The sequence below is a fragment of the Pseudoalteromonas sp. Z1A6 genome, assembly GCF_011378745.1.
GTDB classification, from domain to species: domain Bacteria; phylum Pseudomonadota; class Gammaproteobacteria; order Enterobacterales; family Alteromonadaceae; genus Pseudoalteromonas; species Pseudoalteromonas arctica.
In genome coordinates this window covers 1-11,884 of sequence record NZ_WTKW01000114.1, presented here as the reverse complement: position 1 = coordinate 11,884, position 11,884 = coordinate 1, and the positions used below count along the sequence as shown (strand labels likewise).

At 38.2% G+C, this 11,884-nt stretch carries 13 protein-coding genes; 4 read left to right on the top strand and 9 right to left on the bottom strand.

All coding sequences use genetic code 11. The features are described from left to right. Positions 1-8 precede the first annotated feature (8 nt). The 6 genes from GQR46_RS09220 to ilvY form a co-directional block, all read right to left on the bottom strand. Positions 9-1,256 carry an ATP-binding protein gene (locus GQR46_RS09220; protein ID WP_165740783.1) on the bottom strand — a complete coding sequence of 416 codons (1,248 nt, stop codon included), beginning with the start codon at positions 1,254-1,256 and terminating at the stop codon, positions 9-11. Positions 1,257-1,281: 25 nt separating this feature from the next. Next, the gene (locus tag GQR46_RS09215) at positions 1,282-1,974 is read right to left on the bottom strand and encodes a response regulator (RefSeq protein ID WP_007584133.1); all 693 of its coding nucleotides are present in this window, start codon (positions 1,972-1,974) and stop codon (positions 1,282-1,284) included. A gap of 14 nt (positions 1,975-1,988) precedes the next feature. Further along, positions 1,989-2,369 (bottom strand): DUF3019 domain-containing protein, encoded by a 381-nt coding sequence (locus GQR46_RS09210; RefSeq protein WP_197116694.1) that lies wholly within the window; start codon positions 2,367-2,369, stop codon positions 1,989-1,991. 1 nt (position 2,370) lies between these two features. Continuing rightward, positions 2,371-3,183, bottom strand: coding sequence for a MipA/OmpV family protein (locus GQR46_RS09205; RefSeq protein ID WP_165728717.1), 813 nt, complete (start codon positions 3,181-3,183; stop codon positions 2,371-2,373). A gap of 447 nt (positions 3,184-3,630) precedes the next feature. Then, a complete protein-coding gene (locus tag GQR46_RS09200; RefSeq protein WP_197160114.1) occupies positions 3,631-4,677 on the bottom strand; it encodes a GGDEF domain-containing protein in 1,047 nt (348 codons plus the stop codon). 116 nt (positions 4,678-4,793) lie between these two features. Beyond that, positions 4,794-5,699 carry an HTH-type transcriptional activator IlvY gene (gene ilvY, locus GQR46_RS09195; protein WP_165728716.1) on the bottom strand — a complete coding sequence of 302 codons (906 nt, stop codon included), beginning with the start codon at positions 5,697-5,699 and terminating at the stop codon, positions 4,794-4,796. Positions 5,700-5,837: 138 nt separating this feature from the next. On the opposite strand from ilvY, the gene ilvC reads away from it, so the two are divergent. After that, positions 5,838-7,310, top strand: a complete 1,473-nt coding sequence (gene ilvC, locus GQR46_RS09190; RefSeq protein ID WP_024589917.1) for a ketol-acid reductoisomerase — start codon at positions 5,838-5,840, stop codon at positions 7,308-7,310. A 192-nt stretch (positions 7,311-7,502) separates the two neighbouring features. Beyond that, positions 7,503-9,422, top strand: a complete 1,920-nt coding sequence (locus GQR46_RS09185; protein WP_165740782.1) for a methyl-accepting chemotaxis protein — start codon at positions 7,503-7,505, stop codon at positions 9,420-9,422. Between the two features lie 88 nt (positions 9,423-9,510). Here GQR46_RS09185 and GQR46_RS09180 read toward each other — a convergent pair whose 3' ends face one another. Then, positions 9,511-9,840, bottom strand: coding sequence for a GIY-YIG nuclease family protein (locus GQR46_RS09180; protein ID WP_165728714.1), 330 nt, complete (start codon positions 9,838-9,840; stop codon positions 9,511-9,513). Between the two features lie 107 nt (positions 9,841-9,947). Between GQR46_RS09180 and bamE the strand changes: the two genes are divergently transcribed. Next, on the top strand, positions 9,948-10,307 hold the full coding sequence (bamE, locus tag GQR46_RS09175; RefSeq protein ID WP_004335706.1) for an outer membrane protein assembly factor BamE: 360 nt from the start codon (positions 9,948-9,950) through the stop codon (positions 10,305-10,307). Positions 10,308-10,440: 133 nt separating this feature from the next. Here the strand turns inward: bamE and GQR46_RS09170 are convergent, their stop codons facing one another. Next, on the bottom strand, positions 10,441-10,764 hold the full coding sequence (locus GQR46_RS09170; protein WP_007584122.1) for an RnfH family protein: 324 nt from the start codon (positions 10,762-10,764) through the stop codon (positions 10,441-10,443). Beyond that, positions 10,761-11,201: a type II toxin-antitoxin system RatA family toxin gene (locus GQR46_RS09165; RefSeq protein WP_007584120.1), complete on the bottom strand. Its 441-nt coding sequence runs from the start codon at positions 11,199-11,201 to the stop codon at positions 10,761-10,763. Before GQR46_RS09165 ends, GQR46_RS09170 begins: the two co-directional genes overlap by 4 nt. Before the next feature lie 147 nt (positions 11,202-11,348). On the opposite strand from GQR46_RS09165, the gene smpB reads away from it, so the two are divergent. Next, a complete protein-coding gene (gene smpB, locus GQR46_RS09160) occupies positions 11,349-11,828 on the top strand; it encodes an SsrA-binding protein SmpB (protein ID WP_010553883.1) in 480 nt (159 codons plus the stop codon). Positions 11,829-11,884: the final 56 nt, after the last annotated feature.

Sequence of the window (11,884 nt, the reverse complement as noted above, 5' to 3'; positions counted from 1 at the left end):
CGCTTTTTTTATGTCTTTAATTTGAGGGGTAAATATACAATAAATTTAGCACCACCTAAGCTTGAGCTTTCTGCTTTACACTCTCCTTGGTGCCACGACACAATTTTAGCAACTATAGCGAGTCCTAAACCAAAACCACCGGTATCCTTGCCTCTACTTTTATCTAGTCGAGTAAAAGGTTTAAATACATTTTCTCGCTCAGCGGGAGCTATCCCCTCACCATCATCTTCAACAATCAATACGATGTGTTTTGTCTCTTGTAGCAATGAAATTTTAACTTGTTTATGAGTGTATTTGAGCGCATTGCCAATTAAATTTTGAAATACTCGCGCCATAAAGTGACTATCACAGTAATAACTTAAATGCTCAGGGAGGTTTACGGAGAGCGTTGTTCGGGCTTCAAAGTTTAGCTTTTCAACAGTTGTTTTTACCAGCCCAGCTAAGTCACAGTTTATTGGCTGTAAACTAGGTTGTTGAGAGTCTAATCGCGCGTATTCGAGCATTTCAGAAACTAGTGACTCAAGCTCGCTAATGTCTGTTTGCATGTTTGTTAAGTATTTCTCACCTTTTTCGTCAAGCATTTGTTCTTGCAGCATTACAATTGCAAACTTTAAACGTGCTAGTGGTGTTCTAAACTCATGCGACACCGATGAGGTAAGTTCTTGCTGCGCACTAAGTAAAAACTCAATACGTTGCTGCATTACCTTTAATGTATCAGTAATAGGTAAAAAGAAAGACTTAGAAGAGTCGTTTAGTTGAAAGTCTTGCAAACCCTCTACCGCTTCACACGCTTTACGTAGCTTTGCAAAGTCGCGCCATAGTAAAAAGCTCCACAGCCCAACAGGTATACCTACAATAATAAGTAGTAATAAATACGGCCAAACAGAAGATGATTCCTGCGTTAATACACCTACCGGTCCTACTTGAAGTAATGAATCATTACCGAGATCTACATACCAAACAATGCGTTGTTGCTTATCGTATAAGTATAAGTAGTGGTTTTGGTTGAGCTGCGATTGTTGTTTTTGAGGGAGTATTAAATCACGTCGTTCAATCACTTTACTTTCAAAGTTGTGCTTTAATTTTTTAAGACCATTTGGAGTTTGTGAGAGCAACCAGAGTGATTGCCCAAACTCATCATCTAAGAAGACCTGTTGTTGCGACTCTTCGTAAGGCCACAATTGCTCTATAACACCGCTTACTACAAACAAAGAAACGATGATATATAAATATAAGCTGGTAAACAGTTTTCCCATTAAAGCCGACTAACCTTAAATAGTTCTAAAGATCCCATGCATCAGAAACAAATAAGTAGCCTTGTCCCCATACAGTTTTTATACGATATGGCTTATCGCTGTTGTCGCCTAATTTTTTACGAATTCGTGATACGCGTACATCCACAGTTCTATCAAGTCCATCGTATTGGCGGCCAATCATATGCTGGTGCACATGTTCTCGACTTAGTACTTCACCCGCATTTGACGCTAATAGCCATAGTAACTCAAACTCGTGCGAAGTTAATACAATCTCCGAATCACTTAGTTTTACAATACGACTTGTTTTATCAATGACTAAATCACCAAACTGGAGCTCTTCGCTTGATTTTACCATGGGTTGTCCACGACGCAGTAATGCATTAATTCGCGCTAGTAATACACGTGGCTCTGCTGGTTTTATTACATAATCATCAGCGCCAAGCTCTAAGCCAAGTACTTGGTCGAAATCTTCACCTTTAGCAGTCAACATTAAAATTGGTAGAGTAAATTTATCTCTTACTTGGCGGCAAACGCTAAAGCCATCTTTACCTGGCAGCATAACGTCTAAAATCATTAAATCGGGTGTATTGTTTTCTAAGTAATTAAACACTTCGTCACCACGGTCTAATACTTCGACTTCAAGGCCATTATGTTCAAGGTAATCTTTTGTTAGTTGTTGTAAACCGAGATCATCTTCAACAAGTAAAATTTTTGGCATTAGTTGCTCCTAAATTAAAAAAAGCTCCACGGAGAGCGAAGCCTACGCCTATTTTTTTTAGCATGGGCGCTTTGTACTTCAACCTGTGTTTTTGCTATTAACACACCCGTATGAGGATTGATTAAGGAGTATATGGTCTCCACCTGAACACGCGCTTTATAATTAAATTGCCCAGAAAGTTGTTGCTCCCAGCATTGAAGCCGTTGCTCTTGCTGATACAAACAGACATCACTGTAGGCGTTTAATTGCCATTTAAATTGTAAATCAAGATCGCAAAAACCCTGCTGTTCAGAGACAACGCAGACTTTTGGAGAAACGCTAAAAAAAGGGGTTTGTGCCACACTAAAACCACTAAAAAAAGTGGTAATAAAGACAACTAATATTAAATACTTCATATTAAAAAGTACGATCGAATCCTATAAATGCAGTCATTGAATAAGTACGTTCGAAGAGCGGACTGCCATCCATAGCCGAATAGTCGTAATATGCTACATGAAAACGAAGAGAGTCAGCCTTACTCAGTGGCCAACGGGCGTCGATTTTAGCATAAGGTTGCCAACTACTACCAACGTCTATTTTGCCAAATTGAGTTTCACCCTCATTAAGTCCATAAAAATAGCTATTTAGTTCCGCAGATTTATAGTTTATTCCAAGTGTTGGCTTTATTTTGAGCTTTCCTATCACAGTATGATACTGCCACTGTAATGCTGCGCGTACACCTCGATAAACATCGGTTATATCATGCAGAGCCTGAACCGAAAAAACATGGTCTTCATTTACATAGTGATATGCAATACCCGCATCCAGTGCAATTTGCCGTTTATGTAAATTATCAATATTAACATAGCGAGAGGACGAGGCTTCATCTTGCATTACGAACTGATTGTTGAGGGCACTACTTTGTAGTGTAAATACATTTTTAGGGTGCCAGTCTATAAAAAAGCGAGACTCAGAGTTGAGTTCACCAACTAGATTAAAGTGATGCTTAGGGGTTTGCAAAAATGAATAACCAAGACGGCCATTATCAAAAAACCATTGCTCTGCATAAAACGCAACTTGAGGAATAAGCACGAGCGGAATATTATCTCCACCATGCAAAGGGTTGGTTATAACTCCAGCCCCCACGCTTAAACTCAAATGCAGACGATCGGTTGTTATATCTTGCTCTGTATAATCATCAGCATGCTTGCTTGCCTGTGTTGCTTGCACCGAAAGGCAAACAAACAAAGTGCTAAAACATAGAGCTGTTAATAATGAGAAGGCATACCGCATCAGCGTAAATCAAAGTATCAAAATAAGTGAGTTCCCCATACTAGCAAGGTCTTTTTAAACTAGCTCTAGCTGGTTACAATTATTCACAATTTGTATACAAAAATGTTAACTTTATGCTTTTCGGACTATTTATCTTTCAAGGTAGTTGTGTCTAAGGACTATATTTTGAGTTGCTTGTGTAATTTTTGACTAATAGTACTTTAAGATCCTTTGAAAATGAGGCACTACGTAGCAAATGCAATTATTCAAATAAAAAATTACTAAGAGCTAACTCGCTAAAGCTCTATTGGGTTTTACCTGCTTGTTTACCAAAACTGAAGTTGGATTAAATCGCCCTAAATTGAGCGGCTTTAACCCAAATAAATCAGAAACCTCTGGCACTTATTAAATATCAGGGGCTATTTCTATACGATTTCGTCCATGTGTTTTGGCAATGTATAAGGCTCTATCTGCACGCTCAACTAAAACAGAACTATTTGTAAATGGCCGTAAAATTGCTAAGCCAAAACTTGCTGAAATAGCACGTTTTGCAGTTACATCATGCTTTTTACGAATCGCCAATTTTGCTATTGCTAAACGAATACAATCTGCAAATGCTATTATATCGTTAATAGTGTCAAAGTAGGCTGTTATGCAAAACTCCTCGCCACCATATCTATACACATTTGCAGCTTCAGTTGTATTTTCTCTCACTTTTTTAGCAACTAGCCTAAGGACTTCATCACCCTTTTGATGGCCAAAATCATCGTTAAAGCGCTTAAAATGATCAATATCAAACATAATGAGTACGGCAAGAGAGTCTTCTTGCGCTTGCTCTGAGTATTCGAGGCAAAAGTTTACAATATCAGAATCAAACTTACCTCGATTATAAAAACCCGTAAGCGTGTCGGTATCGGCTGCTTCCTTTGAAATATTGAGTGCTTCTTTTAAATCTTTTATTTCATTGTAGGCAACGGCTAATTTAGTCTGAAACTCCCGAGCATAATCTTGCATTGCAATAGAATCGTCGGTTAAACGCTCAACACAACCTAGTATCTCATTGTAAGAGTTTACATCAACAAGCATATTTAATTCATTTTGTGAGTCGACTAAACTCGTCGTAAAGCTTTTAGAGTGATCAAGCGTTGTGCTTATATCTTGCTGAACTTGCTCCATAGTTGTATGAAATTTTTCAGTCATTTCTTGAAAAAAAACGAGATCGTCTTGCGTTAAATATTTATCAAAAATTTCTTTTGCTTTGTCTTGTGAACATGTTTGTTGCAGAGCAATAACATGGTCTAACTCAGCATTTAATGAAGGTTTGTTTCCTTGAATATAACAGTACCAAATTGCATAGTTGATGGGTGTAACCGGCATTCGGTATTTTACCATCAAAGGAATCGCCTTTTTTAGGCATTGAGCAGAATGAGCAAGTGATACGGCGTGGTTCATAAATAAACTCTCAAGCGTCATTGTTTTTATTATTAGCGCTCAATGTTAAGTAATAGTAAACTTATACGCAACCTATATTCATACTATTTAACTAACTTGCTTATTCTCTGCGCGCATTAAATCGCTTTTGCATCTAAAGTTTGCGCAATATTCCACAAAGCACTGATTGCAGGGTCATTTAACTCTTTCCTTAATACTGCCAAACCAATATCAAACCCATCAGGCGCTTGCATTTTTGGTGTTAGTATTTGTACTTTATCTTGCAGCGGGCTGTTATCTAGCACTATTTTAGGGACCATTGCGACACCTAATCCTAAGCTCACCATAGATACCATTGCTTCGTGCCCAGCAACTTGTGCGTAAATTTTCCCGTGAATATTATTTTTGCGCCACCAGTGTTCTAACCTTTGGCGAGAAAAACCTTGTTCTGGCACAATAAATTCTAAATCAGACCAATTAATGCCATCACTATTGTGTGTTAATTTTTCTGTGATCGGACATTGAATTTTTGGTCCAATTAATAAAAGTGGAGAATGCCCTATATCTACAAAAGCAATTTGCGCCGGTAACTTATTTGGCTTAGCTGCAATAGCCATTAATTCATGCCCATCTAACACACGGTTTATAGCAAGTGCAGGGTCGCCTGTATTTAATGTTATTTCTATATACTGATGCTGCGCACGAAGTTGCTCTAATATTTGATGTAAAAAACTATAAGATGCAGTAACCGAGCAATAAATACTTACTTTGCCGTAAATATGTTGTTGTGGGTCTTTCACATTCGTTTTAAAACGCTGCCAATTAGCAAGCGTTGCTGTGGCGTAATCAATAAACGACTCACCCTCACGCGTTAATTTAACACTGCGGTTATCGCGTACAAATAATGCAACACCTACCTCTTCTTCCAAGTGTTTTATATTGCGGCTCAAAGTGGGTGCGCTTATATGACAAAGCTCGCTTGCGCGTCCAAAATGAAGTGTTTTAGCCAGTGCTAAAAAGTAGTTTAAATGTTTATGATCCATGCCAAACCCAGTATTTCATATTATGAAACACTTTAATTCAAATATATCATTTTACGCAAGCAACGATTTTACATATGGTGTTTGTAAGCGCAATAAACCTTGCGCATCTAACAAACATGACTTTATAGGACACTAACAATGGCGAATTATTTCAATACCTTACCTTTACGCGAGCAATTAGCGCAATTAGCGCAATGTGAATTTATGGACGCAGGCGAATTTGCCGATGGCGTTGACGCACTTAAAGGTAAAAAACTAGTTATTGTAGGCTGTGGCGCACAAGGTTTAAACCAAGGCTTAAACTTACGTGACTCTGGTTTAGATGTTTCTTACACATTACGTGCTTCAGCTATTTCTGAGCGTCGCCAATCATTTTTAAATGCGTCTGAAAACGGCTTTACTGTTGGTACTTATGAAGAATTAATTCCTACCGCTGACGTAGTACTTAACTTAACACCAGACAAACAACATACCGCTGTAGTAAGTGCAATTATGCCACTTATGAAAAAAGACTCTACACTTGCTTACTCTCATGGTTTTAATATCGTTGAAGAAGGCATGCAAGTACGTGAAGACATTACTGTAATCATGGTTGCACCTAAGTGTCCTGGTTCTGAAGTACGTGAAGAATACAAACGCGGTTTTGGTGTGCCAACTCTGATCGCAGTTCACCCAGAAAATGACCCTCAAGGCCTTGGTTTAGCACAAGCTAAAGCGTATGCAGCGGGTACTGGCGGACATCGCGCAGGTGTACTTAAATCATCATTTATTGCTGAGGTTAAGTCTGACCTAATGGGCGAGCAAACCATTTTATGTGGCATGTTACAAACTGGCTCTATTTTATGTTTTGATAAAATGGTAGAAAAAGGCGTTGATGCGGGTTATGCATCAAAACTAATTCAATACGGCTGGGAAGTAATTACCGAAGCACTTAAGTACGGCGGCGTTACTAACATGCTTGACCGCCTTTCAAACCCAGCAAAAGTAAAAGCGTTTGAACTAAGTGAAGAGCTAAAACTAATTATGCGCCCGCTTTATAATAAGCATCAAGATGACATCATCGACGGCACTTTCTCACGCACTATGATGGAAGACTGGAATAACGATGACGTAAACTTACTTAAATGGCGCGCAGAAACAGCAGAAACTAACTTTGAAAAGACCCCTGCTGGCGATGTAGAAATCTCTGAACAAGAATTTTTTGATAACGGTATTTTAATGGTAGCAATGGTTAAAGCAGGTGTTGAACTTGCATTTGAAACCATGACAGCAGCCGGCATTATTGAAGAGTCGGCCTACTACGAGTCATTACACGAAACGCCATTAATCGCCAATACTATTGCGCGTAAAAAGCTTTTTGAAATGAACCGTACTATCTCTGATACTGCAGAATACGGCTGTTATTTATATAACCATGCATGTTTACCATTACTTGCTGATTTTATGAAAAACGTTGATACAGACATTATCGGTAAAGGCCTTGGCGAGCACAGTAACCAAGTTGATAACCAAACATTAATTCAAATTAACGCTGCATTGCGCGAACACCCAGTTGAAAAAGTAGGTGCTAAATTACGTGGCTACATGTCAGCAATGAAAAAGATTGTTTAACCCTAAACAATAAATGTTTCGCTTGTTAGAAACCAAGCCCGTATGCTTTTTGCATGTGGGCTTTTTTATGCCTGTTAATAAAACTTTAATCAATCTGGTATATCTTTGCCTATTCTGCTTAGCCAATATTTAGTTCCAAATAAATAATGTGCTAATATGTTTTTCTATTTAGTTGTAAAATTAATTAATATCATGACGATACAAAATCTTTCGATCACTCAAAAAATCACAGCTTTAGGCAGTGTTATTGCTATATGCGTAGCCGCACTGATTGGTTTGACTTCCCTACACAGCTCAGAGGATATTATTGAGCGACGTATGATTGAGTCAGAGCTCCCTAGTAAACTGCAAACAATCAGCAATCACATAGGCGGTGAAATCAACGAGTTACTCGGTGCTGCTCAGCAACTATCATCAAACGAATTTATTTTACAATGGGCTCAATCAAACAACCAAGACGATACATTACTATTAAAAGAATTAAATCGCGTTGCCCAGCAATACGATTTAGCCACAGCATCTTGGGCAAATAGAGACACTGCACAGTACTGGAACCAGAATGGGTTTTTGCGTGTGTTAAAAAACGATGCAGCCGATGGCTGGTTCTTTGCTTTTAAGCAATCAAAACAACCTTACTCTATCAGTATTTATCAAGAGTCAGCCAATGATGTGAAAATGTTTGTAAATCATCAGCAAGCTAATGGGACTGGTTTAGCAGGTCTTGCAAAAAGCATCACTGATATGCAAAAGCTATTACAGCAATTTAAAATTGAGCAAACAGGCTTTGTATTCATTGCAGATAAAAGTGGATTGATTCAGCTTCATAAAGATGCAAGTAAAGTAGCTAAAGCAAACATTGATGATTTATATACTGCAAATATTCACAGCCAACTATTTAATAGTAATGGCTTTGCACTAGAAGAAATTAATTTAAATGGCGAACCGACACTTGTAGCTGCTATGCCTATTAAAAACACCGATTTATATGTTGTAGCCCAAGTGCCAAAAAGTGAAGTTTTCGCAAGCGTAAACACCCTGCAATGGCAAATATTTACTTTTACGGTAATTACAGCATTGGTTGCGAGTTTAATCAGTTATTTGCTTGCTCGCTCACTTTCATCTCCACTTTCTAAAATGGCTGAGTTATTTTCACGCTTAGGCTCTGGCGATGCAAATTTAGCATACCGCTTACCAGAATCGAGCCAACCAGAGCTTAACAATCTAAGTAACGGCTTTAACCAGTTTATAAATAAAATAGAAACAGCGATTACTCAAGTTGCGAGCGAAAGTCACGATATTAGAAAAAGCTCTGATCATGTATTTGAACAAGCAAAACGGAACTCCCAAGCAATAGACAACCAAAAAGAACAAACAATATCTGTCGCAGCAGCAATCAACGAAATGGGCGCTACAGTACAAGAAATAGCGCAAAGCGCAGCAAATACAGCTAAGTTAACCGATAACAGCCGCGAAAATACTATTCAAAGCCATAAACAAGTACTCCAAAGCCAAGTAACTATATCAGCCCTTGCCAGCGATATTGATGGCATAACAGAGCAAGTTACTTTGCTTTCTAAAAAAACGGTTGATATTGCAAGTATTGTTGACTCAATTAGAGGCATATCGGATCAAACTAATCTACTTGCTTTAAATGCTGCAATTGAATCTGCTCGCGCAGGTGAACACGGACGCGGCTTTGCTGTTGTTGCTGATGAAGTACGTGCACTGGCAAACCGTACATCGCAATCAACCACCGAAATTCAATCTATGATTGAAGAGCTTACAAAAATATCTGATGATGTAGTTAATGATATTAGCCAATCGAAAGATAAAGCTCAGCAAAGCGTTGGTGCAATGCAAAGCTCTGTTGAATTACTTGATACGATAACCGAAACAGCAAATCAAATAAACGATATGGCTACGCTTATAGCGACTGCAACTGAGCAGCAAAGTAATGTGGTTGCCGATGTAAGTCGTAATATTGAGCAAATTAGCGAAATTAGCGATAAAGCAATGAGCGAACAAATCAATACAGAGCAAGCGATTCGCGACTTAGCCAACAGTGCACAAACACTTGATGCGCTTGTAGCTACCTTTGAACAGCATCGCTAAGCAGCTCTGATATTACACGCCAGCTATGAGCATAAGCTATATTCGAAGATAGTTTTTGCTCATAACGAATATGCTTAATTTACACAAACTAAGTACTTTTGCTATCGCCAGTATTAAATGCTAAAACGTACGCTTCCTTTTTAGCTCTAGGGAGCTTTTTTAATTGATACTCAAGCTTACTTGCTTCACTTTTATTACCTACTTGTTGTTGATGGATAAGTAAAAGAGGCCCTTTTCCTCTAAGGTTTTTAGCCCCTTTACCAGCTTGATGAGTTGCAAAGCGTTTTTCAACATTAGTCGTGATCCCTGTGTACCAATGACCAAATCGTGTTTCAACTATATATAAAAACCAAGTAGACTCAGTTTTTAAAATATTCGTTTCAATATGCTGTAAACTTTTTTCATTATCAGTGGTCAAAACATTACCTTAACGCCCTTAACATAAAACAATTGCTTAAAAGGGTTTTACCTTCAGTGACTAATCGGTATCATGCAGATTATAAAAAATAAGGATCACAACTAACAATGCAGTCGTTAAAAACTTTTTCTCTTTGGCTTATCGTCGCTTTAACACTTAGCTCAGCAGCAGGTTGCTCTAGCTGGGTATACCGAATTAACATTCCACAAGGTAACTTTTTAGAGCAATCGGATGTTGAAAAACTTCGTGTAAATATGACCCGAGAGCAAGTTGTTTATGTATTAGGTAGACCTATTGCCGAGGACGCCTTTGATAACAATACTTGGCGCTATATTTACAGCTTTAATAAAGGCCGTAAAAACGAACAAAATAAAGAGTTAGTAATTAACTTTGAAAATGAAAAGTTAGTTTCAATCTCAGGTGATTATGACCAACCTGAAAACTTTACTACACCGCTAGAGCAATAAACGTCTCAGGTAGTAAAAAAGGTGAGCATGGCTCACCTTTTTTATTGGTTTACTTAAAAAGCTTTTACCATTTTAAAAGACGTTAGCGTGTGATTTAATCTGTTAAATTGTTCGAAGTTTATGCCGATTGGTATTACTTCTCGAGTGGGCGACCACCCGTTATTTTATTTGCACGCCCCTCTTCTTTTGCTTTTTCTGCACGTTTTCTGCGGGCATCTTTAGGATCTGCAATTAGTGGACGGTATATTTCTATACGGTCACCGTCTTTTAATTCATAGTTAGCTTTTACAGTTCGATTCCACACACCTAACGTTAGCGATGTGGCATCTATTTCTGGGCACTTTTCTATAATACCTGACTGAATAACAGCTTGCTCGACTGTAGTCCCTTGTGGCACTTCAATTGATAAACACGTGGCCGTGGTCGGTAATGCAAAGACCACTTCAACATTAATCATACTCGCGCTCCATAAACCTGTTTTGCACGTTGAGTAAATGCACTCACCATATTTTTTGCTACATCGTTAAAAATCTTTCCAAAGGCAAGCTCTATTAACTTACTTGAAAATTCAAACTCTAGGTGCAAATGAACCTTACATGCTTTGGCGTCAAGCTCTTGAAAATGCCAGCGCCCTTTTAAGGTCTTAAACGGACCATCAACAAGGCGCAGTAACACGGTTTGCTCATCAACAAAGGTGTTTTCGGTGGTAAACCACTTTTTTATACCCGCCTTAGATATTTCTAAACTCGCGGTCATGTTATTATCGTGCTGTGAAACAATTTTTGAGTCTGAGCAATTTGGTAAAAACTGTGAATAAGCTTCTACATCATTAACTAGATCAAACATCTCTTTAGTGCTGTACATAACCAGCGCACTTTTTTCTATTTGTGGCATACTCACTCCCAACTGTGTGGGCGAATTTTAGCAAGCTTTGCGCGTTTCCCCAAATTTTCATGCTGCTTAAATTAAAGCTAAATTTTTAAAAGCATTATTAAAAAAATCGATGTAAAACATCTCACATTACGTATATTATAGGGCACTATGGCTAAGAAAAATTCATCAAAATCGACAAGTAATACCATCGCGCTAAACAAAAAAGCGCGACATGAGTATTTTTTACACGATAAGTTTGAAGCGGGTGTTGAACTACAAGGCTGGGAAGTTAAAAGTATCCGAGCTGGTAAAGTAAATATCACAGAAACTTATATTCATCTTAAAAATGGCGAAGCATTTTTACTTGGCAGTCAAATTCAGCCACTTATAAGTGCATCGACCCATGTAATTTGCGACCCGCTACGTTATCGTAAATTGCTATTAAGCAGACGCGAACTTGACCGTTTATTCGGTGCAACAGAGCGCGATGGCTATTCTTTAATAGCTACAGCGATGTACTGGAAAAAATGCTGGGTAAAACTTGAGTTTCATTTGGCAAAAGGTAAGAAATTACACGACAAACGCGAAGACGGTAAAGATAAAGACTGGTCGCGTGAAAAAGAACGCTTAATGAAGCATAAAGCATAATTAAAAACGCCTAATTTATTAGGCGTTTTTAATTTCACCTATATAAAAGCTCAAAT